A 22,473-nucleotide genomic window follows, 5' to 3' on the forward strand; every position below is an offset into this window, starting at 1 on the left:
GGGCCGGGCAATCCCGGCCCGAAGCGTTACCCCTCCTTGATCATGTGGACGATCGAACCGGTCGGCACCAGCCAATGCTCGCGCCCGATATACGGCGAAGTCACGAAACGGACCGGATGTTCGCGGGCAAAATCGATGACCGAATCGAGAACGTCGGAACCGTGGTAGCAATCGTGCAGCACGATGTGCCCGCCCGGCGTTACGGATTCGAACCAGTTGACGAGGTCCGCCGTGCAGCCTTCGTAACTGTGGTCGCCATCGATGAACAGCATATCCACGGTGCCGACCTCGGGGTACTTCGTGTGCTGTGAATCCCCGACGATGATCTTTGCATTGCCGCCGATCCCGGTTTTATGCAGGAGTTCGCCAAGCAATTCGTCATTCTGTGGAGCAATGTCGACCGACCAGATCGGCGCTTCCTGATTGGCGCAAGCCATCAGGAACAGGCTGCCGCCGTTGTAGCGCCCCACTTCGACGATGCCCTTTCGCGCACGCGCCGCCAGCATGAACAGGTACTCGCCTTCCCACGGTTCCATGCGGATGAATTCCTGCGGAATTTCCGTGTCGCGCAAGGGGTAATACGTGCGCGCGTTGCGGGTCGTCTTCTTGAACGTGACTTCGATGGGCGAATTGACGTGCTTGGTCCGGTAAGATCCGCCAAATCGTTTGATGAACGTCGTGTAATCCATCCCATTCGCTCCTCGCCGCACCGAACTGTCGTCGTCAGCGGCGGCTGGTAGCGCGAATTGCGGGCAAAGCAAAAGCCCTCTGTGTCCGTTCAGGATTGATACGGCCCATCGCACCCGCTACAGATCGCAATACGGGCGGATATTCGGTGAGGGAAAAGATCGTTGCCCCGGCGTGGTTGCATTTGTTACCGCACTCGGCCAGTAAAGAAAAAGATGACCTCGTTGCCGCGTGCATTATTTCAGCCCATCCGCGGCACCGTGCCTCGCTATGGAACGGCGTTCCTGCTTGCGGGATTGGCCACCGCTGCCCGTTTCCTGGCCGACGGCATGCTGCCGCCGGGATTTCCGTTCCTGACGTTCTTTCCGGTTGTCATCATCTGCACGTTCCTTGCCGGTCGAGGCCCTGGGATCGTGTGTGCGGTCGTAAGCGGCCTTGCAGCATGGTACTGGTTCATCCCCCCGTTTCAAAGCTTCCATGCCAACGGCCCGGTCGTGACCGCCATGGTCTTCTTCGGTCTTGTGGTAGCTGTAGACATCGCGCTGATCGATGGCCTGCTCCAGCGCCAGCGCCAACTCGTCGAGAGCCAGCGGCAACTGGCCGACATGGCGACGCACCAGACGCTGCTGTTCAAGGAACTGCAACACCGCGTCGCCAACAATCTTGCGTCGATCTCCTCAATGTTGCGCTTGCAGCGCCGCCAGATCGAGCGTGATCCGACGTCGGCTCTCGCCGTGGTCGACAGCGCCGATGCACGCATCGAACTGATGGGGCGCGTGCACCGCCAGCTCTATGACCCAGCTGCGCGGCAGGTTTCGCTACCCGACCAGATCGGGCACGTGTTGCGACAGGCGCAGGACGTTGCCGGCGCAAGCCACGTCGAAGTCGTGGTTGATGCCATCGAGGCGAACCTGGCGGTGGACCGCATGATGACCTTGATGCTGCTCGTGACCGAAGTCGTCACCAACTCCATCAAACATGCCTTTGCCGACCACGAGGCAGCCTGTGTCAGCCTGCGGCTGGAGCGGATCGCGGATGAGCGATTGCGGTTGACCATAGCCGACAATGGACGCGGTATGGCCGCCTCGGCCTCCGCCGACGCGCCCGGCAAGCCGCGCGGGCTCGGTACGACGATCATCCGGGGTTTTGCGGCCCAGCTCAACGGCCAGCTTGAGGTCATCGACGACAATGGCGTGACCACGATCGTCGAATTCCCCGAAGACACCGACTGATCGGTTCCCGGGCGGCTCAGTGCGTCGGAGCGAAGTCTCCCGGCTCGTTTGCCACGATCTTCAATACCTGCGTCCATGCCGCCACGTTCTGCGCAAGATCGACAGGATCGACCTTGTCGAGCGTATCGTCTGGCGTGTGGTGCAAGTCGAAGTAGTGCGTGCCGTCCTGATTGAGATCGACAACGGCCAGCTTCTGCTTCTCGATGATCGGCTCGACATCGGTCCCGCCCTCGACAGGCCCTGATCCGCGTACGATACCCATCGGCGAAAGCGCATCGGCGATCCGATCGGCCAGCGGCTTGTTGCTGGTCCAGAAGTTGGTGTTTACCCGCCAGACGCGGCCCGCACCGAAATCACTTTCCATCGCCAGTCCATGCGGCTCGCCATGCTTTTGCGCATAGGCTTTGCCGCCAAAGCCGCCGAGTTCCTCGGAGCCTGCCCAGAGCACCCTGATCGTTCGCAACGGCTGCCCGCCCTCCTGCGCCTTGAGCGCGGCTGCCGTAATTATGGCGCAGCCGGCGGCATCGTCGATCGCGCCCGTGCCAAGGTCCCAGCTATCGAGATGGCAACCGACGAGGATTGCAGGCAACGCAGGATCGCGCCCCGGCAGTTCACCGATCACGTTGCCCGAAGGAAGATTGTCGGTTGTCTTGCCCGTCAGCGTCAACGAAAGACGGATCGGCTTTCCGCTGCGGGCGATGCGCGCGATCAAGTCGGCGTCCGGGTTCGACACCGCCCCTGCCGGTATCGGCTTCACGCCATCGGGAAAATTTGTGGCACCGGTATGCGGATTGCGGTGACTGTCGGTCCCGATCGATCGGATGACGACACCAGCCGCCCCCTTGCCCGAGGCAATCGCGGGCCCTGCGCGGCGCACCTGCCCGTATGGCCCATAGCCGCTGCCGTCCTGGTTGCGCTTCATCGCATGGTCGATGAACGCGATCTTGCCTGAGAGCGAGCCTGCTGGTGCTTGCCTGAGTGCATCCAGCGTCGGGAAATAGACGACATCGGCCTCGATGCCCTTGTCCGGGGTCGTCCCGCTGTATCCCAGTGCCGTGACTGCCAGCGTGAAATGGATCGGCGCGAGGAGGCTCGCCTGGTCACGCCCGCGCACGTAGCCGCGGATCGTGAACGGCTCGACCGCGACCTTGGCGAAGCCCAGCGCCTTCAGCCGTGCGCCTGCCCAGACCCGAGCCCTTGCCTCCGCCTCGCTGCCGGGCATCCGCGGACCCACTTCGCTGGTGAGCCCGGCAAGGATGTCCCAGGCGGTGTCCGCCGCCGGTTCCGGCGTCTGAGCCTGTGCTGACAATGGAACGATCAGGGCGGAGAGCGCCAGCGCGCGGAAATTGTTTCGCATGAAACCTTGCCTATCGCTCGGCCGAGCCGCTGCCAAGCCCCTCTTGCCCCTATGGCGCGCCAACCCCCGCTTGCCCGCACCGGCTTGCTCGGATAAGGGCGGCGCAACTCATTCTCGCCATTCATCCAAGGACCCGACATGGCTGCCCAATACGCCTACGTCATGAAGAACATGACGAAGACCTTCCCCGGCGCGCAGAAGCCGGTTCTCAGCGACATCAGCCTGCAGTTCTATCAGGGCGCCAAGATCGGCATCGTCGGCCCTAACGGCGCCGGCAAGTCGACCCTGATCAAGATCATGGCCGGGATCGACAAGGACTACACCGGCGAAGCCTGGGCGGGTGAAAACATCACCGTCGGCTATCTCGAGCAGGAGCCCCAACTCGACGAGACGAAGACCGTGCTCGAAAACGTCAAGGACGGCGCGCGCGGGATCGCCGATATGGTCGATCGGTTCAACCAGATCGGCATGGAAATGGGCGAGGAAGACGCCGATTTCGACGCGCTGGGCGCCGAGATGAGCGAGCTTCAGGACAAGATCGACGCGGTCGACGGCTGGACGCTCGACAACCAGCTCGAGATCGCGATGGAAGCGCTGCGCTGCCCGCCGGGCGACTGGCCGGTGACCAGCCTCTCGGGCGGTGAAAAGCGTCGCATCGCGCTGACCCGCCTGCTGATCCAGAAGCCGTCGATCCTGCTGCTCGACGAGCCCACCAACCACCTTGACGCAGAATCCGTCGAATGGCTGGAAAATCACCTCAAGGAATATGCAGGCGCGGTGCTGATGATCACCCACGACCGCTACTTCCTCGACAACGTGGTCGGCTGGATCCTCGAACTCGATCGCGGAAAGTACTTCCCTTACGAGGGCAACTATTCGACCTACCTCGAAAAGAAAGCCAAGCGCCTCGAGCAGGAAGACCGCGAGGAAAGCGGCAAGAAGAAGGCCCTTACCCGCGAACTCGAATGGATCAGGCAGACGCCCGCCGCGCGCCAGACAAAAAGCAAGGCGCGTATCCGCAAGTTCGAGGAACTGCAGAACGCCCAGGACAACCGTCCGATCGGCAAGGCCCAGATCGTCATCCAGGTGCCCGAACGCCTTGGCGGCAAGGTCATCGAGGTCAAGAACATCTCGAAGGCCTATGGCGACAAGCTGCTGTTCGAAGACCTTTCGTTCATGCTGCCGCCGGGCGGTATCGTCGGGATCATCGGTCCTAACGGCGCGGGCAAATCCACGCTGTTCAAGATCCTGACCGGCAAGGAACAGCCAGACAGCGGCACCGTGGAAATCGGCAGCACCGTTCACCTCGGCTATGTCGACCAGAGCCGCGACGACCTGAACCCCAAGAACAACGTCTGGGAGGAAATCTCGGACGGGCTGGACTACATGACTGTCAACAAGCAGGACATGTCCACCCGTGCCTACGTGGGCGCGTTCAACTTCAAGGGCGCTGACCAGCAGAAGAATGTCGGCAAGCTTTCAGGCGGTGAACGCAATCGCGTCCACATGGCCAAGATGCTCAAGCTGGGCGGAAACGTGCTGCTGCTCGACGAACCGACCAACGACCTTGACGTGGAAACGCTGAGCGCGCTGGAAGACGCCATCGAAAACTTCGCCGGCTGCGCCGTGGTCATCAGCCACGACCGCTTTTTCCTCGATCGTCTGGCAACCCACATCCTCGCGTTCGAAGGCAACAGCCACGTCGAATGGTTCGAAGGCAACTTCGCAGCCTACGAGGAAGACAAGCGCCGCCGCTTGGGCGATGCCGCCGACCGCCCGACCGCGCTCGCCTACAAGAAGTTGACGCGCTGACCCAGTGCAGCCGGTGTTCCGCTATTTGCCCGTGCGGCGGAAGCGGAACACCAGCGTCTCATCCTTGCCGCCGTCGCCATGGACCACCACGGTCGCGGTCATCGTATCCGGCCCCGTCCGTTCGTAGACCAGCCCCGAAAAGTCCCAACGCTCCTTGCCCGCCTGCGTCAGCGGAAAAGCGACAACTTTGTCCTTCTCTTCCCAGCCGGTCAGGTCTGGATTGAAGTGCTTTAGCCGGTAGGCCAGCGATCCGCCGTTCTCGACGATGGTGATGAGTTCATAGAACATCACCGACCCGTCCTTGTTCAGTTGGCGAAAGTGGCCGACCATCTGCCCGCCTGCGGCCGAAGCATAGGTTTCAAGAGCAGGTGCGCCCTCGATGCCATCGCCTTCCCACGATCCTGCCAACCATGACAGGTCGGCCAGCGTTGCCGACGGCGATGGTGTGGCAGCGAGCGCGATTTCCGGGGTCAGGATGGTTGCAGCCAGAGCCAGAAAGGTTGCTTTCATCGACGCCACGCTCCGTCATAATCGGGTAAGAGAAAGCTACATCACGGCGCGAGCCATGTCCCGTGCCAATCTTCGTGGGCGCAGGATCGTTCGAAACGGGCACGCACGCCGCCTTCGTGGGTAAGCTGCAACCAGTCGAGCACGAGAACCTCGACCAGAAGCACCGCAAAGTTCTCGCGTCCGGGCAGCGACTCCGCGAGAGTGGGTGAGCGGCGCAACAGGCTTTCGGGCAGCGCAGACCCGGCCTCGGGCAAGGCGGCTCCCGGACCTTGACTGGCAAGGTAGCACCGCCTGCTTGAAAGCGCCGCGGCGCTCCAGGCGAGGTCCACTGCCGTCCCGTGTTGTTCGACCTTCCCAAGGCCGCGCATGCGCAGCTGAATGCGTGCCACAGGATCGTATGCCAGAACCGACACCCGGGGATTGTCCGCGATCAGTCCGACCTTCGGACTGCGCAGGTCGGTGTGGAAGCGAATCAGTGACAAGTCGGCCTGCGCCTCGCGCAGGACCATGATCCTCAAGTCGCCGTCAGCCGTGCCCACGACGGGTGTATGCATCGGGTGACGCGCACTGTTTGCGGCTTGTGCGAGGCGGGCAGACGCATCGCGAGGCAATTCTGACAGCGACAAATCCATTCATTGAACCCATTACAAACCTGAACGAGAAGCTGTCAGTCCGGTTCAGGGATCGGACAGCGCGACTCATCTATTACCAACGTATTAAGCCGCGAAGGGTTTTGCGGCGAACAATCGGGAAAGGGTCGGCTACCATGTCCGACAAGTCCAATTTGAAGAACTCGGCGTTGGCGGCGCTTGCCTTCGCCCTCGTCGCAACGGCTCTTCCTGCATCGGCCTCTGCCGAACCCCAGCGACGCGAGGAACGCGGTGGCAGGGCGTGGGGCGGCGGCAATGATGGCCAGCGCGGCGGTGGCGACTTTCGCGCCAGAGCGATGGGTCAGGGGCAGGCGCAGGCCCGCCCGCAGCAAGCGCCTCCGCAACAGGCGCGCACCGAACAGCCGCCGATGGAACGACCGGCAGCGGGCTGGCAGGGACGCGGCAACGCTGGCGAAGCTCCGCGGTGGGGATCGCAGGATCGTGGATCGGGCAATCGCCCCGGACGCGACTGGCAGGCAGGTACGGTAAACCGCCCTGCCCCCGCCGAACGGGCAGCGACGCCTGCAGTGCCGCAACGTGGCTGGGACGGCACGCGCTGGAATCCCAGCAATGGCGCTCGCGTCGAAACCAGCCGTGATCGCGATCGTGATCGTGATGGCAACCGGGATCGCAACTGGTCAGGCAATCGGGATCAGCGCGACGGGTGGAACGGTCGCAACTCGACCTACACCGACCGCAACCGCCACGACAACAACTGGCGGGATAACGATCGACGCGATGGCGACCGGTGGCGGCAGGGCAGCCAATGGCGCGGCAACGATCGCGATAACCACCGGCGTTGGAGCAACGACTGGCGGCGCGACAATCGCTACAACTGGAGCAGCTACCGCAATACCAACCGCAACCACTATCGGATGCCGCGGTACTACGCGCCCTATCGCGGTTACAATTACAGCCGCCTGTCGATCGGGTTTTTCTTGAACTCGGGATTCTACGGCAGCAACTACTGGATCAACGATCCATGGTCATACCGCCTGCCCCCGGCTTACAGCGGCTATCGCTGGGTCCGGTACTATGACGACGTCATGCTCGTCGACACCTACTCCGGCGAAGTCGTGGACGTGATCTACAACTTCTTCTGGTAAGAATGACGGAAGTGGCAGGCGCATCAACGTCTGCCGCACCGCAGGCAAGGTTTCGGTGACGAAGGCCTCGCGCACCAGTTGCGCGGGGCCTTTGGTCATTCAACACCGCTGGACGACATCGCCAGAAGAATCGAGCGCATCATGCTGCGCCCCGCGTCGGTCAATCGGACGTAGCGTCGGCGCGCGTCGGCGTTGTCGGCGATGCGATAGATCAAACCTTCACGCTCGAGCCGGGCGATCCAGCGCAGGATCGTGGTCGACGGGACACCGGCATCGAGGCAGACGCTGGAAACCTGGATCTCGGTGCGGCGGCGTTCGGCGATGTAGAGATCCAGCAGAATATCCCAGCCGGGCTCCCCGAACAGGCCCTTGCGACCTGATGCGGCGTCGCGCTTTCGGCGCAGGCCATAAAGAGAGGCTGCGACACGCAGGCACTCGATCTCCGGATCAACGAAGGCATCCAAGTAAAATTCCCTCCAAGTTTACATCGGAAAACCATCAAGCCCCCCGGCTCGACTGCCTGACAAATCAACGCCGCCTCAAACGCTGCTTGCCGGGCCTGGTCATCCGGCCGCCAATCTCCACTCGATTGAACGGCGCCGCATGGATTAAACGAAAACTTCGGGTAATGCTTGATGAAATATTACCATTTGTCCGGTTCGGACCAATTCGCCACTCTTGCACCGTCCGCCGGGATATCGCATTACCGCTTGAACCATGGCCATTTTTCGCCGGAAAGCCGGATCAGCAGCAGAGCAACTGGCGCTCCGTCAGGTGGGCGAAATCGTACGCGGCCGCCTTGCGAGCGATCCGGGCGTCTACCGGATTCCCGTCGATGGGCTCGAGATTTTTGGCGTGGCCGACTTCTTCTCGCTGGCCGAATGCGAAAAGCTGATCGGCATCGTCGACAGCGTCGCCCGCCCTTCGCCAACCTACAAGGGCACCGATGCCACCGGCCGCACCAGCTATAGCGGTGATGTCGACCCGTTCGATCCGTTCATCCTGATGCTGCAGCGCCGGATCGATGACCTGATGGGGATAGACCCCACGTTCGGCGAAACGATCCAGGGCCAACGATATGCGCCAGGTCAGGAGTTCCGCGGCCATTACGATCATTTTCTGCCATCGCAGCCATTCTGGGATTCCGAGCAGAAGCGCGGGGGACAGCGCAGCTGGACGGCGATGGCCTATCTCAATGCGGTCGAAGAAGGCGGCACGACAGATTTCACGCGGATCGACCTGTCCATACCACCCCAGCCCGGCGCATTGCTGATCTGGAACAACATGAAGCCTGATGGCACGCCCAATCCCGATGCCATGCATGCCGGAATGCCGGTCTTGCGTGGCACCAAATACGTCCTGACCAAATGGTACCGGGCCCGTCCGTGGTGCTGACGCGCGTCTCGTTGCGCGCGGCCCTTGTCGTATGGCTGGCCCTTACGCTGGCGAATGCACCGGCCGCACGGGAAATCCCGTCCGCTCCAGCGGCCACTGCGCGCATCGACAGCGTACCTGCGCCCGTCAGTCGGCTTTCGGCAGATGCTGCGCTCGACCGGCTCTTCGCGGAGGATGCAAGCCAGAGCCTGGCGCTCGACCCAGTCGCTGCGATCGAACAGGGCCAGACGGTATCGGTCCGCCAGTTCACGCTGCTGTTTACGCCGGAGTTATCGCGATTGCGCCGCGAGGCCAATGCCCGCACGCTTGCCAGTCTCGCAAGGATCGACCCTGTGCGGCTGGACGAGGCCCATCGCATTTCGCGCGCGGTCTTCGCAGATGCAAAGACCAGCGAGCAGGCACTGCTCGCGCCCGAGATGCGGGCCCTGCTCGATGTCGAACCGTTCAATCATTTCGGCGGCTTTCACGTTGGCTACCCTGAGCTTTCGACGCCCGGAAGCGGAGTGGCGCTCGATACCCTGACCGACTACGAGCTGCTGATTGCCCGACACCGCGCGCTGCCGCAGGTCTTCGACCAAGCCATCGCGCGCTTTCGCGAAGGTATGGCCAGCGGGATGACATCGCCGCGCCTCACGATCGACAACATGATCGTCCAGATAGACGGTCTGCTGGCGCAACCCGTCAGCCGTTCGGCCTTCGTCGCTCCGGCCCGGCAATTTCCCGACTCGTTCTCACCCGCAGACCGCGACCGTCTGACACGCGAACTGACCGAGGTGACGCGGCGCGAGATCTATCCTGCCTATCGCGCCCTGCGTCGGTTTCTGGCCGAGGAATATCGCCCCGTCGCGCGCGAACAGGTCGGCCTGTCTGCTTTGATTGGAGGCGAGCGGCTTTACCGACTCCTCGCGCGGTCGAATACCACGCTCGATCTTGATCCTGCCGACGTCCACCAGATGGGCCTGAGCAGCGTGGCGCAGATCCAGACACGGATGGAAGTGGTCAAGCAGCAGCTCGGCTTCACCGGGCCCTTGCGAGATTTCTTCGACCACATCCGCCGCGATCCCCGCTATCATCCACGCAGCGAGCAGGAACTGGCTGACGGCTTCCGGGAAACCGGGCGCAAGGTCGATTCGCTGGCACCGCAGTACTTCCTGCACCTCCCGCGCACGCCATTGCAGATACAGCCATACCGCGCCTATCGCGCCCGGTTCGAGGCGGGTGGCAGCTACGCCCAAGGCTCGGCAGACGGGCGCCTGCCCGGTGTGTTTTTCTTCAACACTTACGATCTCAAGAGCCGGTTCCTGACGGGCGTTTCCACGCTCTACCTTCACGAAGGCTCTCCGGGGCATCATTTCCAGATCAGTCTCGCGCAGGAAAACACCGCCCTGCCCGACTTCCAGCGCTTCGGCGGCAATACCGCCTACATTGAAGGTTGGGCGCTCTATGCCGAAACGCTCGGCTACGAGATGGGCCTGTACAAGGACCCCATGCAACACTGGGGCACCCTCGACGACGAGATGCTGCGCGCGATGCGGCTGGTGGTCGATACCGGCATTCACACGCGAGGCTGGACCCGCGACGAGGCGGTGGCCTACATGCTCGCCAATTCAGGGATGGGGCGCAGCGACGCCCAGGCCGAAGTCGATCGTTACGTCGCCAATCCGGGACAAGCGCTCGCCTACAAGATCGGCGCGCTCACGATCCAGCGCTTGCGCCGCGAGGCGGAGATCGCGCTCGGCCCCCGCTTCGACATTCGCCTCTTCCACGACCAGATCCTCGGCAGCGGCGCCCTGCCGATGCAAGTGCTGGAAACCAAGGTTCGCGGATGGATCAACCGGACCCGCGCCGCGCGCTGACCGTCAATCGCCCAGCGCTTCGGCAATCAGCCTGCGGGTGTTGGCAACGCCGTAAAGCGCGATGAAGCTGCCCATGCGCGGCCCTTGCGGGGATCCCAGCAGCGTCTCGTAAAGGCACTTGAACCAGTCGCGCAGCTGCTCGAACCCGTAGTGCGGATCCTTGCCGATCTCGTAGACGATGTTCTGCAGTTCCTCGGCCGTCGCGCCGTCCGACGTCGCTGCCAGTTCCTCGTCGAGGGCGGCAAGCGCCAGTGCCTCATTGGCCTCGGGCTTGCGGCGCTTGAGCGTGGGCGCGATGAAATCACGGTTGTAGGCCAGCGCCCGCGTCACCAGCCCGTCGAGTGCCGGATGCGCTGCAGGGTCGGCATCGTCGACATAGTTGCCGAGATAGGACCAGACCTGCTCACGCGTCGCTCCTGCGCCCAGCACGCCTACGAGATTGAGCAGAAGGCCATAGGTTACCGGTAGCCTGTCCCCCTCGCCGCCATGATAGCCGTTGGTGCGCAGCAGGTGCCACACGGGGTTGCCGAGCTGCTGCTCGACCGGCTGCGTCGGCATCTTCTCGCGGAACTGCCAGTATTCATCGACCGCACGCGGAATGATGCCGACATGAAGCGACTTGGCGCTCTTGGGCTCGCGGAACAAGTAAAAGCCGAGCGATTCATCGCTGCCATATTCCAGCCACTGCTCGATCGTCAGGCCGTTGCCCTTCGACTTGGAAATCTTCTCGCCCTTTTCGTCAAGGAAGAGTTCGTAGATCAGGCCCTCGGGGCGGCGTCCGCCGAGAACCTGGGCGATCCGCCCCGACTGCGTAACGCTGTCGGTCAGATCCTTGCCGCACATCTCGTAGTCGACGCCCAGCGCGACCCAGCGCATCGCCCAATCGACCTTCCACTGCAGCTTGGACCAGCCGCCAAGGATCGTGTGCTCGATCGTCTCGCCGGTCACATCCTCGAACCGGACGATCCCCGCTTCGGCATCGACCACTTCGATCGGCACCTGCAGCACCTGGCCATTGGTCGGCGATACCGGCAACACCGGCGAGTAGGTCTTGCGGCGCTCCTCGCGCAGGGTGGGCAGCATGATGTCCATGATGCCCTGGAAGTTGCGCAGCACATTGCGCAGCGCATCGTCGAACGCGCCCGCATTGTAGCGATCCGAGGCCGAGACGAATTCGTAGTCGAACCCGAACTGGTCGAGAAACTCGCGCAGCATCGCGTTGTTATGATGCGCAAAGCTCTCGTGCGTACCGAACGGATCGGGAATGCGGCTCAGCGGATGGCCGAGATGGGCCTCGAGCACGGCCTTGTTCTCGATATTGTCGGGCACCTTGCGCAGCCCGTCCATGTCGTCCGAAAATGCGACAAGGCGCGTCGGATGCCCCCCGGTCAGCACTTCATAGGCGCGGCGGACCAGCGTGGTGCGCAGCACTTCCTGGAAGGTGCCGATGTGCGGCAGGCCCGAGGGACCATAGCCCGTCTCGAACAGCACTGGCACGAGCGCGCCCGATGCATCGCGTTTACCGCCCGCGAAGCGCTTGATCAGCTTGCGGGCTTCCTCGAAGGGCCATGCCTTGGAGGTCTGGGCGGCGGTCTGGATGGCATCGGTCATGATGCCCGCCCTTTTGCGCGCGGACGCCGCTTTCGCAAGCAAAAGCTGGCCAGGGCAATCACCGAAAAGGCGGGACCGCGCGCACGCGATCCCGCCTTTCCGTGGAGGTGCTTCCGAAGGGAGGCTTACTTCAGAAGCGAAAGTACGTTCTGCTGGGCCTGATTGGCCTGAGCGATCATCGCGGTCGATGCCTGGCTCAGTATCTGGGCCTTGGCCATCGCGGTCGTTTCCGCCGAATAGTCCGTATCCAGAATCCGCGAACGGGCATCCGAAAGGTTGGTAATGTTGTCGTTGAGATTGCTCACCACCGATTCAAGACGATTCTGGCCTGCACCGAGCAGCGAACGCGCGCCCGAGATCGAATCCAGTTCTGCGTCCAGCGTGCCGAGCAATGCGTTGGCGGTCGTTGCAGTGGAAACGTCGTAGGAACCGGGAGCGCCACCCGACGCCTGCAGCGTGGTCAGGTCGGCGATCTCGAGGTCCACGGTATCGGTCGAATCCGAGCCGGCCTGGATGGTGATGGCGGTTACCGAACCGTCGAACAGCTGGACGCCGTTGAAATTGGTGTTGGTGATGATCTGGTCGACCTGCTCGGTCAGCTGATCGACTTCGCTCTGCATGTAAACGCGGTCGGTAGCGTCCTGATAGGTGCCCGACGCCGATTGCGCGGCGAGTTCGCGTATACGCTGCAGCATCGCGGTGACTTCATTCAGCGCACCATCGGCGGTCTGTGCAAGGCTGATGCCATCGTTGGCGTTGCGCACGCCCTGGCCCATGCCCTTGATCTGCGACGTCATGGTGGTGCTGATCGCGAGGCCGGCGGCATCGTCCTTGGCGCCGTTGATCCGCTTGCCGGTCGAAAGGCGCTCCATCGCGGTGCCGAGCATCTTGTTGGCCGTATTGGAAGCATTCGTAGCGCGGGTCGCGCTGATATTCGTGTTGATGACTGCCATGTCCCATTCTCCACTATGGGGCGGAGTCGGGTGACACTCCGCGATTGGTCCCGCAGATCAGAACGGTGCACGGGCCGGTATTTTAAGGCCCGGGGGAAAAGTTGACGGCATGGAGCGCTTTGTCGGGTTGTCGCTTGCCCCGTGTTCCATTCCTGTTCTAACGCAAACAAGTGACGGACCGGCCCGCCCTCTCGCTTCCGGCGATTCATGCCAGCCACGGCGGCTGCTGGCTGCGCGAAGGGTTCGCCACGCGCGGCGTCGGCAAGGGCGAGGCCATCGTTGCGGCAGCAGATACGCCACTGCTGATGCTCAATGCGCCGCTGGTCGCCAGCCGTCTGGGTTATCCGGATCTTTCGGGGCTAGACCTGCTCGAACTCTACGCCTTCATTCATCCTGCGCGCTTCGTCGTACCGACACCCAAGGGCCTGGCTCATGCCCTCGGCCTAGATGAACCTTCCGGTGACGATCAGGTCCCCCTGCTCCTGCAGCAGGCTGCCGAAGCGCTGCTTGCCACGTGCGAGCGGGATAACTGGGCCGAGCGTGAAGGAGCCTGGACCGCATTGCAATCGCTGGTGCGGATGCGCTGGCCCTGGGCGACGCTGCTGACGCCCCGGATTGCCAAGCCCCAACGTGCAGAGCGTTGGCTGTTTGCCCGCCTGCCTGAATGGGAGGAGACGCCTGAACGCCCGCAGCCTGCGCAAGTGACGCTCGATGACACGGCGATCGCGGCCCGCCTGGCCGACCTCACGGGTGCGGGCGCCGAAGAGCGGCCCGCGCAGCAGGACTACGCGCGCGAGGCAGGACGAACCTTCAATCCCCGCACCGCGCAGCGCCAGCCGCACATGGTGCTGGCGCAGGCCGGCACCGGCACCGGCAAGACATTCGGCTATCTCGCCCCCGCCTCGCTCTGGGCCGAACGCTCGGGCGGCACGGTCTGGGTTTCGACCTACACCAAGGCGCTGCAGCGCCAGCTTCGCCGCGAAAGCCGCCGCGCGTTTCCCGCCGAGCGCAACGGCAAGCCCCCCGTAGTCGTGCGCAAGGGCCGCGAGAACTACCTCTGCCTGCTCAACCTTGAGGATGCGCTGCAGGGTGGCTTCGGGGGTCGCGCGGCGATCCTTGCCCAGCTTGTCGCGCGCTGGGCCGCGTTCTCGCAGGATGGCGACATGATCGGCGGCGATCTGCCCGGCTGGCTGGGCACGCTGTTCCGCAAACGCGGCATCGCGGCATTGACCGACCAGCGCGGCGAATGTGTCTATGCCGGTTGCCCGCACTACCGCAAATGCTTCATCGAGCGCTCCGCTCGCGCCTCGGCCAGCGCCGAGCTGGTGATCGCCAATCACGCGCTGGTCATGGTCAACGCTGCGCGCGGACGGGACGCGGCGCAGCGCCCCACCCGGATCGTGTTCGACGAAGGACACCACGTGTTCGAAGCGGCGGATTCGACTTTTTCGGCAGCCCTGACCGGCGCCGAGACGATCGAACTGCGCCGCTGGGTAATCGGGCCCGAAGGCAAGTCGCGCGGTCGCCGGCGCGGGCTTTCCGCACGCCTTGCCGATGTCGCCAGCTATGACGAAGAGGGCGAGCGCGCGATTGCAAATGCGCGCGAGGCGGCAGAAGCATTGCCCAGCGAAGGATGGCTCGCGCGGGTGGTTGAAGGTACGCCGTCAGGGCCGCTGGAGGAACTGCTGTCGGCAGCACGGGCGCTGACTTACGCGCGCGACGAAAGCGGTGGCCAGGATGCAGGCTATGGGCTGGAGACTGAAATTGCCCAGCTCGACGGCCCCTTCATCGAAGTGGCTGGCCGCGCGCAGGAGGCGCTTGAAGCGCTGCGCAAGCCGCTCGTCCGGCTTGGCCTGCGGCTGGAGGCTCTGATCGAGGACGGACCGGACTGGCTCGACGGCCCCGCCCGTGCCCGCATCGAAGGCGCGCGCGGGGCGATCGGCTGGCGCACAGATCTTGTCGCGGGCTGGATTGCCCTGCTGGCACGGCTTGGTGGCCCGGGCGATCCCGATTTCGTCGACTGGCTGGCGGTCGAACGCTCGGACGGTCGCGAGTGGGATGTCGGCCTGCATCGACATTATCTCGATCCGATGAAGCCCTTCGCCGAAACCGTGCTGGCGCCATCGCACGGCGTGATGATGACCTCGGCCACCCTGCGCGACGGCGATGACTGGGACAGCGCGGTCCAGCGCAGTGGTGCGCCGCATCTCGATATCGCACCGCGCCTGTTCTCCGCCGAAAGCCCGTTCGACTACCAGAACCAGGCCGAAGTCCTGATCGTCACCGATGTGCCCAAGGGCGATATTCCGGCGCTTGCCGCAGCCTACGGTCGGCTGATCGAGGCATCGGGCGGGGGCGCGCTTGGCCTGTTCACCGCGATCCGTCGCTTGCGCGCGGTCTATGGCCGGATCGCGGATCGCCTCGCGCGCGGCGGGCTGCCGCTGTTTGCGCAACATGTCGATCCGATCGACACCGGGACGCTGGTCGATATCTTCCGCGACGATCCCCGCGCCTCGCTTCTGGGCACCGACGCCTTGCGGGACGGCGTGGACGTGCCGGGCCATTCGCTGCGGCTGGTTGTGATGGAACAGGTGCCTTGGCCCAAGCCCTCGATCCTGCACCGCGCGCGGCGTCTGGCAGGCGGCGGACAGGCCTATGACGACCGTATCATCCGGGCGCGCCTCGCCCAGGCCTTCGGCCGGCTGATCCGCTCGGCCGGAGACAAGGGCCACTTCGTGGTGCTTTCATCGGCTTTCCCCTCACGCCTGCTCAGCGCCTTTCCGGCTGGAACGCCGATCCGCAGGGTCACGCTCGATGTGGCTTTACAAAGCGTTGTCGGCGGTGTTTCTGAAGATCAGACAGCAACCAGCCGCGCCGAGGGGATCTCGTGAAGACACTCGCCCTGTTCCGTCACGCCAAGTCGGATTGGAGCGATGCGCGCGCCCGTGATTTCGATCGACCGCTGAACGAGCGTGGCCAGCGCGGGGCCCGCGCGATGGGCGATTACATCAAGACCTCCGGTCGGCAATTCGCGCGCATGATCGCCTCGCCCGCAGTCCGCGCCGCAGAGACGGTAGAGGAAGCGAGCCGCGCCTGGGGCTGTACTTTCAAGGTGGAATGGGACCGGCGCATCTATCTGGCGAGTTCGGCAACACTGATCGATCTGCTGAAGGAGATCGAAGGCGATCCAGCCAGCGTCCTGATGGTCGGCCACAATCCTGGCCTTGAGGACCTGATCTTTGATCTCGTGCCTGACGACGGCACCTCGCCCTTGCGCGACGTGGTGGAACAGAAATTCCCGACCGCGACCTTTGCCGTCATCGAACTCGACGTGAACGACTGGTCGGCCATAACCGAGGGCTGTGGTCGCCTTGTCGAACTCAAACGCCCGCGCGATCTCGATCCGTCGCTTGGCCCTGTCCTTGTCGACTAGTCGGCGTCAAGCGCCGCTGCGAGACGGTCACGGATGGCACGAAGCGCCTGCGATGCGCTGAACGGCTGATCTTCCTGCGGTTCAACCGGCTTTGGCGCGGCCAGCACCGTGGCCGACCCCGCCTTGCCCCCCTTCAACGCCTGCCGTGCCCCCTTGATCGTATAACCCTCATGGTTGAGGAGCCGGTTGATCTCGGTCAGCAAGGCAACGTCCTGCGGGCGATAGTACCTTCGCCCGCCAGCGCGTGTCAGCGGGCGTAAAGCCGGAAACTGCTCTTCCCAATATCGCAGCACATGCTGGCGAATCCCGAGCAACTTGGCCACTTCGCCGATTGTGCGAAATGCCCCGGGATCCTTGCCATCAGTTGGATCTGGAATGGAATTTTCCGTCATCACCAAGCGCTCAGCCTTGGCCGATGCGGTCCTTCAGCATCTGGCTGGCGCGGAAACTCAGGACGCGGCGGGGGGTGATCGGAACCTCGATCCCTGTCTTGGGATTGCGTCCTACCCGCTCGGCCTTGTCGCGCAGCAGGAATGTGCCGAAGCCCGAAATCTTGACGTTTTCCCCATCAGCCAGTGCCGTGCACATGTGGCGCAAGATGGATTCCACCATCTCGAGCGAATCCGCGCGCGACAAACCGACGCGGCGATTGATGCTCTCTGCAAGATCGGCTCGCGTCAGAGTTCCGATTGAACGCATCCCCGATTTCCCCCTCGATATTTGTTTGACCCAAGATCGCGGAGAATAACGCCGATTCTCAGGAACGCAATGCAATGCCTTGGGGATAAAGGATAAGGGGAAAGCCGACCTGAAACTGACCGGTTCAGACCCTCGCGAGGCAGGCGCCCCAGGTAAATCCGCCGCCCATTGCCTCGAACATCACAAGGTCACCCGGCTTGATCCGGCCATCCTGCACCGCCGTATCATAGGCCAGCGGAACCGACGCGGCGCTGGTATTGGCGTGACGGTCGACCGTCACGACCACCCGGTCAGGCGAGAGTCCAAGCTTGCGCGCGGTTGCATCGAGGATGCGCAGGTTGGCCTGGTGCGGCACGACCCAGTCGATGTCATCTGGCGCGTAACCGGAAGCATCGAGCACTTCGGAGAGCACGTTCGCGAGGTTGGTTACCGCGTGGCGAAACACCTCGCGGCCTTTCATGCGCAGCTTGCCAACCGTGCCGGTGCTCGATGGCCCGCCGTCGACATAGAGCAGTTCGTTGTGGGCGCCATCAGCATGAAGGCGCGAGGCGATGATACCCGGAGCTGCCGGATCACTTTCGTCGACGACCTGCGCTTCAAGCACGATCGCGCCTGCGCCGTCACCGAACAGGACGCAGGTCGTGCGGTCTTCCCAGTCGAGAATGCGGCTGAAGGTTTCGGCACCAATCACGATCGCGCACTTGGCCATGCCGGTGCGGATCATGGAATCTGCCGTTGCCATGGCATAGAGAAAGCCCGAGCAGACCGCGGCAACGTCGAAGGCAATGCCCCCGTTGCAGCCCAGGTTGTGCTGCACGATTGTTGCGGTCGCCGGGAACGTCTGGTCCGGCGTCGCTGTCGCCAGCACGATCAGATCGACGCGCGATGCATCGATACCGGCCGCAGCAAGTGCCTTGCGCGCAGCTTCGGTCGCCAGCGTGGAGGTCGTCTCGCCTTCCCCCGCGATATAGCGGTTGCGGATGCCGGTACGCTCGACAATCCACTCGTCGGTCGTTTCGACCATCGTGGTCATTTCGGCGTTGGAAACCGCCCGCTTGGGCAGCGCGGATCCGCTGCCGCGAACAATCGAGCGCAGGCTCATGCCGCGTTCTCACCATTGAGCGCGCTGGCCCGGCCACGACCCGTCGTACGGATCGCCTCGGCACCCACGCGTGCAAGGTCGGCCGCGATGCGCTCGGTCAGGTTCTCTTCGAGCAAGCGAGCGGTAACCGCGACCGCATTGGCCACCCCGACCGCCGATGCGCCGCCATGGCTTTTGACCACGATGCCGTTGAGGCCGAGGAAAACCGCGCCGTTGTGATTGTTGGGATCGAGATGATGCTTGAGCAGCTCGGTCGCCGGACGCGAGATCAGGAAGCCGAGCTTCGAGCGCAACGACGAGGAAAAGCTTCGGCGCAGCAGGTCCGCGACAAAGCGGGCCGCACCTTCCATCGATTTGAGTGCGATGTTGCCGGAAAAACCGTCAGTCACGACGACATCCACGTCGCCGCGCGAGAGCTTGTCCGCCTCGGTGAAGCCATCGAACGAAAGCGCCAGCTCTTCGGCCAGCGCCTTGAGCTGAGTCGCCGCGTCGCGCAGCGAATCGGTGCCCTTGGTTTCTTCAGTGCCGATGTTGAGCAGACGCACGCGCGGCGCATCGAGATTGCTGACGATGCGCGCATAGGCCGCGCCCATGATCGCGAACTGCACCAGGTTGCGCGCATCGCAATCGGTGTTCGCGCCAAGATCGAGCATGACGAGATCGTTCTCGCCAAGCGTGGGCAGCAGGGCGGAGAGCGCCGGGCGATCGATGCCGGGCATCGTGCGAAGTGCCAGCTTGGCCATGGCCATGAGCGCGCCGGTATTCCCCGCGCTGACCGCAGCGCCGGCGTGGCCCTGCTTCACCGCGTTGATCGCCATGCCCATCGACGTGGTCTTGGCCCGACGCAGAGCCTGCGTCGGCTTTTCCTCGCCGCTGACGATGTCGGGGGCGTGGAGAATTTCCGACGCCCCGCGCAAGTTGGGATGATTTTCGAGCGCCTGCTTGATGCGCTCCTCGTCGCCGACGAGAAGGAACTTGAAGCGGTCATGGCGACGACGGGCAAGTGCCGCGCCTTCAACCATCACGCGCACGCCTTCATCGCCGCCCATCGCATCGACGGCGATACGCGGCAGGCTCATGTTCCCGAATCCCCCCCGTTTATGGGCTTAGAGCCCGACGGCGATGACTTCGCGACCGTTGTAGTGACCGCAAGCATTGCACAGGTTGTGCGGGCGCTTGAGTTCACCGCAGTTCGAGCATTCGTGGAATGCATCGGGCGACAGAGCGTCATGGCTGCGGCGCATGCCCCGGCGTGAGGGCGAAGTCTTTCTCTTGGGGACGGCCATCTCGGCACCTGTTCCTGAAATTGCGTAGTTTGTTGCGGGCGCGATAGGGAAAACCGATCCATCGCACAAGCCCAATCCCGACCATCCGATCAGTTGCTGGACCCGTACGCAGCGACAAGCACAGCAGGAACGGGATTCGCCGAAACGCGGGCGAAGGCGCGCCTATACGGATTTTCTGATGCTTTGCAAGCTCGGCCGCGTTACCACTGCGGCCATCCTCACCTTGCCGGAGAGGATATCGAGGGGGAGTACTACAAGGCATGACAATTCTGCCCATCACGCTCTGCGCGGCCGCCGCATCAGCCGTCATCAACATCTGGCTGTCGATCCGTATCGGCATGATCCGCACCGCCCGCAAAATCAGCATCGGCGACGGCGGCGACATGGACCTGATCGCGCGCATGCGGGCGCAAGCGAACTTCGTCGAGAACACGCCGATCGTGCTGGTATTGGTCGCGGCGATCGAACTGGCGCGCATGGGCAACCCGTTCCTGCTCGGCGCAGCTGCAATCTATCTGCTTGGCCGCGTTGCCCACGGCATCGGCATGGATGGCGGCAAGCTCGGTTTCCTGCGCGGACTCGGTACGCTGATCACGATGCTCACCCAGCTGTGCCTTGGCATCTGGGCGGTATCAATCGCGTTGGACATGTGATGCAAAAGCAGCCTCGGCCTTGCCGCCGGGGCTTCTTCCTTTCGTCAGCCGAGCGCGTAGTCGCTGACGAATGAATTGGTCTGGCGTTCGCGACCGAACGTGCTGTTGGGACCGTGTCCGGGCACGAACATGATGTCGTTGCCCAATGGCCAGAGCTTCTGCGTGATCGAATCGATCAGGTCCTGATGATTGCCCAGCGGAAAATCGGTTCGACCGATCGAGCCCTGGAACAAGACGTCGCCGACGATGGCAAAACGTGACGGTGCGTGGTGAAAGACGACATGGCCGGGCGTGTGGCCGGGGCAATGAATCACGTCGAGCTCAAGCTCGCCGATAGTGACCTTGTCGCCATCCGACAGCCAGCGATCGGGTTCGAACACCTCGCCGGTGATGCCCCAGCGCTTGCCGTCCTCGTCGAGCTTGGCAATCCAGTAGCGGTCTGCCTCGTGCGGTCCTTCGATGGGCACCCCCAGATCCTTTGCGAGAATGCCCGTGCTGCCGCAGTGATCGATGTGGCCATGGGTCACGAGCAGCTTCTCGATCGTGACGCCTGAACGCTCGACCGCCAGCTTGAGCCGGTCGATATCCCCGCCCGCATCGATGAATGCGCCACGCATGGTCTTTGTGCACCACACCAGCGTGCAGTTCTGCTGCAGCGGCGTGACGGGAATGATGGCCACCTTCATCGGCGGCGTCGCGGTCGTTTCGGTCATGCGCGGGAAATGGCCTTTGGCTGCGGTGTTTGCAAGCAGCATGCGCTCACAGCCGTCCGCCCTTCCAGACGACGCGGCCAAGCACTTCCACCTCGCGCAGCGGACGCTCCATCCGGGGATAGGCCGCGTTGTCCGAGATGATGTGCAGCGTACCACCCGGCCCTGACTCGAGCCGCTTGACCAGCAGCACATCGTCCAGCCGGATCACGTGAATGCCGGCGCGCGTGGGGCGCGGGGTGCGATCGACGAGAATCTCGTCGCCATCGCGCAAGGTCGGCTCCATAGAATCGCCTTCGACCTCAATCACCGAAAGCATCGCGGGCTCCAGTCCCTGCCCCTTGAGCCACCGGTTGGAAAAGCGCAGGCGCCCGGAGGGAATTTCCTCGGCCGCATGCGCTCCCGCACCGGCCGACGCGCCAAGCGGCAGGCGCGGAATGTCTGCCCATTCAGCCAGTGCTGTGCGCAGCGATGACGGGACCGGTCGGCCCTTCCCCGTCCCTACCACGACCGCCTCTTCGCGCACGCCGGCACCCAGCTCGCCTTCGGATACGCCGAAGAACTGCGCCAGCGTGCGCCGGTCGTTCTCCTCCAGCTTGCGCGGGCTACCCTTGCGCACGAATTGCTGGAGGTAGGTGGTGTTGCGGCCGATCAACGCAGAAAGCGCGGCAAGGCTCACGCCCCGCGCGCTGGCCAGCGCGACGAGCCGGGAACGCGCTCCTGCTTCGGTCTGGCTTTCCATCGGGCGTCTCTCCAATCTCGAAGGACTTTTCCTAGCGTTGTAGGATTTGAACGTCAACATAGGAAAAATCCTATTTCGAGTCGCAACTACCTGTCCGGAGGGTCAAGCCGAGATGCTCATCCGCAAGATCGAGAGATTCCTTGAAAACACCGGCATGCCGGTCACCAAATTCGGTCGCCTTGCCGCACACGATCCCCGTCTCGTAGGCGATCTGCGCAATGGCCGCGAACCCCGTTCCGCAATGGTGCGTCGAATAGAACATTTCATGAACACGTTTGGAGGCAATGTCCATGCTGCTTGATCTGCATGCGTTCGAAACGAAGTCCGAAGCGACAACCACCCCTCCCCCTCGGAGATTGACGCCTGGCGAGCGGTTGCTGCGCGAAGTGCGCGAAATCGCAGGGCAATTCGCCGAAGTGGTCAGCCACCGCGAAGTGCCCTGGGCGAGCATCACCTTCAGCGGCGCGCGGCACAGTCTCGTCCTGCGCTTCGCCGGAAGCGACGCGGTGAGCGATGGGGAAGCCTTCATCGCGGGCTTGCCGGAACACGAGTTCAGGCTACGCGGCAAGCTTGTGGCTGACGCCAGTATCCTGCGCGTGGATCAGGATGTGCTTCCATCGCCCCTGATGGAAGTGGAATGCGAGATCCTGGTTCTCGACGAAGACTGAGCGGGGTTGCC

At 63.4% G+C, this 22,473-nt stretch carries 24 protein-coding genes; 9 read left to right on the forward strand and 15 right to left on the reverse strand.

Features of this window, described 5'->3' with window-relative positions; all coding sequences use genetic code 11:
* Nucleotides 1-26 precede the first annotated feature (26 nt).
* Complete coding sequence (locus tag AC2A04_RS14435; RefSeq protein WP_484213057.1) at nucleotides 27-689, reverse strand: class I SAM-dependent methyltransferase; 663 nt, start codon at nucleotides 687-689, stop codon at nucleotides 27-29.
* Between the two features lie 258 nt (nucleotides 690-947).
* Between AC2A04_RS14435 and AC2A04_RS14440 the strand changes: the two genes are divergently transcribed.
* A complete protein-coding gene (locus tag AC2A04_RS14440; RefSeq protein WP_484213058.1) occupies nucleotides 948-1,919 on the forward strand; it encodes a sensor histidine kinase in 972 nt (323 codons plus the stop codon).
* A 16-nt stretch (nucleotides 1,920-1,935) separates the two neighbouring features.
* Here the strand turns inward: AC2A04_RS14440 and AC2A04_RS14445 are convergent, their stop codons facing one another.
* Entirely contained in the window at nucleotides 1,936-3,276 is a 1,341-nt protein-coding gene (locus AC2A04_RS14445) for a M28 family peptidase (protein ID WP_484213059.1), read from the reverse strand.
* A gap of 138 nt (nucleotides 3,277-3,414) precedes the next feature.
* Here AC2A04_RS14445 and ettA point away from each other — a divergent pair, with 138 nt between their 5' ends.
* Nucleotides 3,415-5,088, forward strand: a complete 1,674-nt coding sequence (gene ettA / locus AC2A04_RS14450) for an energy-dependent translational throttle protein EttA (protein ID WP_484213060.1) — start codon at nucleotides 3,415-3,417, stop codon at nucleotides 5,086-5,088.
* A gap of 21 nt (nucleotides 5,089-5,109) precedes the next feature.
* Here the strand turns inward: ettA and AC2A04_RS14455 are convergent, their stop codons facing one another.
* On the reverse strand, nucleotides 5,110-5,598 hold the full coding sequence (locus AC2A04_RS14455) for a DUF6265 family protein (RefSeq protein WP_484213061.1): 489 nt from the start codon (nucleotides 5,596-5,598) through the stop codon (nucleotides 5,110-5,112).
* A 41-nt stretch (nucleotides 5,599-5,639) separates the two neighbouring features.
* Nucleotides 5,640-6,152: a flavin-binding protein gene (locus tag AC2A04_RS14460; RefSeq protein WP_484213062.1), complete on the reverse strand. Its 513-nt coding sequence runs from the start codon at nucleotides 6,150-6,152 to the stop codon at nucleotides 5,640-5,642.
* Nucleotides 6,153-6,364: 212 nt separating this feature from the next.
* Here AC2A04_RS14460 and AC2A04_RS14465 point away from each other — a divergent pair, with 212 nt between their 5' ends.
* Complete coding sequence (locus AC2A04_RS14465) at nucleotides 6,365-7,354, forward strand: RcnB family protein (protein ID WP_484213063.1); 990 nt, start codon at nucleotides 6,365-6,367, stop codon at nucleotides 7,352-7,354.
* Nucleotides 7,355-7,449: 95 nt separating this feature from the next.
* On the opposite strand, the gene AC2A04_RS14470 is transcribed toward AC2A04_RS14465, so the two are convergent.
* On the reverse strand, nucleotides 7,450-7,818 hold the full coding sequence (locus tag AC2A04_RS14470; protein ID WP_484213064.1) for a winged helix DNA-binding protein: 369 nt from the start codon (nucleotides 7,816-7,818) through the stop codon (nucleotides 7,450-7,452).
* 253 nt (nucleotides 7,819-8,071) lie between these two features.
* On the opposite strand from AC2A04_RS14470, the gene AC2A04_RS14475 reads away from it, so the two are divergent.
* Both AC2A04_RS14475 and AC2A04_RS14480 read left to right on the forward strand, forming a co-directional pair.
* Complete coding sequence (locus AC2A04_RS14475; RefSeq protein WP_484213065.1) at nucleotides 8,072-8,749, forward strand: prolyl hydroxylase family protein; 678 nt, start codon at nucleotides 8,072-8,074, stop codon at nucleotides 8,747-8,749.
* A complete protein-coding gene (locus AC2A04_RS14480) occupies nucleotides 8,722-10,605 on the forward strand; it encodes a DUF885 domain-containing protein (protein ID WP_484213066.1) in 1,884 nt (627 codons plus the stop codon). Before AC2A04_RS14475 ends, AC2A04_RS14480 begins: the two co-directional genes overlap by 28 nt.
* A 3-nt stretch (nucleotides 10,606-10,608) precedes the next feature.
* On the opposite strand, the gene AC2A04_RS14485 is transcribed toward AC2A04_RS14480, so the two are convergent.
* Nucleotides 10,609-12,216, reverse strand: a complete 1,608-nt coding sequence (locus AC2A04_RS14485; RefSeq protein WP_484213067.1) for a lysine--tRNA ligase — start codon at nucleotides 12,214-12,216, stop codon at nucleotides 10,609-10,611.
* 125 nt (nucleotides 12,217-12,341) lie between these two features.
* A complete protein-coding gene (locus tag AC2A04_RS14490; protein WP_484213068.1) occupies nucleotides 12,342-13,169 on the reverse strand; it encodes a flagellin N-terminal helical domain-containing protein in 828 nt (275 codons plus the stop codon).
* Between the two features lie 170 nt (nucleotides 13,170-13,339).
* Here AC2A04_RS14490 and AC2A04_RS14495 point away from each other — a divergent pair, with 170 nt between their 5' ends.
* On the forward strand, nucleotides 13,340-16,060 hold the full coding sequence (locus AC2A04_RS14495) for an ATP-dependent DNA helicase (RefSeq protein WP_484213069.1): 2,721 nt from the start codon (nucleotides 13,340-13,342) through the stop codon (nucleotides 16,058-16,060).
* On the forward strand, nucleotides 16,057-16,602 hold the full coding sequence (locus AC2A04_RS14500; protein WP_484213070.1) for a SixA phosphatase family protein: 546 nt from the start codon (nucleotides 16,057-16,059) through the stop codon (nucleotides 16,600-16,602). Before AC2A04_RS14495 ends, AC2A04_RS14500 begins: the two co-directional genes overlap by 4 nt.
* Here AC2A04_RS14500 and AC2A04_RS14505 read toward each other — a convergent pair.
* The 5 genes from AC2A04_RS14505 to rpmF form a co-directional block, all read right to left on the reverse strand.
* Nucleotides 16,599-16,925 (reverse strand): MerR family transcriptional regulator, encoded by a 327-nt coding sequence (locus tag AC2A04_RS14505; protein ID WP_484213071.1) that lies wholly within the window; start codon nucleotides 16,923-16,925, stop codon nucleotides 16,599-16,601. The two genes, AC2A04_RS14500 and AC2A04_RS14505, sit on opposite strands and share 4 nt — an antisense overlap.
* Before the next feature lie 79 nt (nucleotides 16,926-17,004).
* Nucleotides 17,005-17,301, reverse strand: coding sequence for an integration host factor subunit alpha (locus AC2A04_RS14510; protein ID WP_484213072.1), 297 nt, complete (start codon nucleotides 17,299-17,301; stop codon nucleotides 17,005-17,007).
* A gap of 124 nt (nucleotides 17,302-17,425) precedes the next feature.
* Nucleotides 17,426-18,403, reverse strand: coding sequence for a beta-ketoacyl-ACP synthase III (locus tag AC2A04_RS14515; RefSeq protein ID WP_484213073.1), 978 nt, complete (start codon nucleotides 18,401-18,403; stop codon nucleotides 17,426-17,428).
* The gene (gene plsX / locus AC2A04_RS14520; RefSeq protein ID WP_484213074.1) at nucleotides 18,400-19,482 is read right to left on the reverse strand and encodes a phosphate acyltransferase PlsX; all 1,083 of its coding nucleotides are present in this window, start codon (nucleotides 19,480-19,482) and stop codon (nucleotides 18,400-18,402) included. Before plsX ends, AC2A04_RS14515 begins: the two co-directional genes overlap by 4 nt.
* A gap of 27 nt (nucleotides 19,483-19,509) precedes the next feature.
* Complete coding sequence (rpmF, locus tag AC2A04_RS14525) at nucleotides 19,510-19,689, reverse strand: 50S ribosomal protein L32 (protein ID WP_183612822.1); 180 nt, start codon at nucleotides 19,687-19,689, stop codon at nucleotides 19,510-19,512.
* A gap of 260 nt (nucleotides 19,690-19,949) precedes the next feature.
* Here rpmF and AC2A04_RS14530 point away from each other — a divergent pair, with 260 nt between their 5' ends.
* Nucleotides 19,950-20,342 carry an MAPEG family protein gene (locus AC2A04_RS14530; protein WP_484213075.1) on the forward strand — a complete coding sequence of 131 codons (393 nt, stop codon included), beginning with the start codon at nucleotides 19,950-19,952 and terminating at the stop codon, nucleotides 20,340-20,342.
* 44 nt (nucleotides 20,343-20,386) lie between these two features.
* Here the strand turns inward: AC2A04_RS14530 and AC2A04_RS14535 are convergent, their stop codons facing one another.
* The 3 genes from AC2A04_RS14535 to AC2A04_RS14545 all read right to left on the reverse strand — a co-directional run bounded on the left by AC2A04_RS14535 (nucleotide 20,387) and on the right by AC2A04_RS14545 (nucleotide 22,086).
* Entirely contained in the window at nucleotides 20,387-21,055 is a 669-nt protein-coding gene (locus AC2A04_RS14535; RefSeq protein ID WP_484213076.1) for an MBL fold metallo-hydrolase, read from the reverse strand.
* Between the two features lie 46 nt (nucleotides 21,056-21,101).
* A complete protein-coding gene (locus AC2A04_RS14540) occupies nucleotides 21,102-21,794 on the reverse strand; it encodes a S24 family peptidase (RefSeq protein WP_484213077.1) in 693 nt (230 codons plus the stop codon).
* A gap of 70 nt (nucleotides 21,795-21,864) precedes the next feature.
* Nucleotides 21,865-22,086 (reverse strand): hypothetical protein, encoded by a 222-nt coding sequence (locus tag AC2A04_RS14545; RefSeq protein WP_484213079.1) that lies wholly within the window; start codon nucleotides 22,084-22,086, stop codon nucleotides 21,865-21,867.
* On the opposite strand from AC2A04_RS14545, the gene AC2A04_RS14550 reads away from it, so the two are divergent.
* Nucleotides 22,085-22,462, forward strand: a complete 378-nt coding sequence (locus AC2A04_RS14550; protein ID WP_484213080.1) for a hypothetical protein — start codon at nucleotides 22,085-22,087, stop codon at nucleotides 22,460-22,462. The genes AC2A04_RS14545 and AC2A04_RS14550 overlap by 2 nt on opposite strands.
* The last annotated feature ends 11 nt before the right edge of the window (nucleotides 22,463-22,473 follow it).

The sequence above is a fragment of the Novosphingobium sp. HNCC26DJ243 genome (assembly GCF_057180545.1).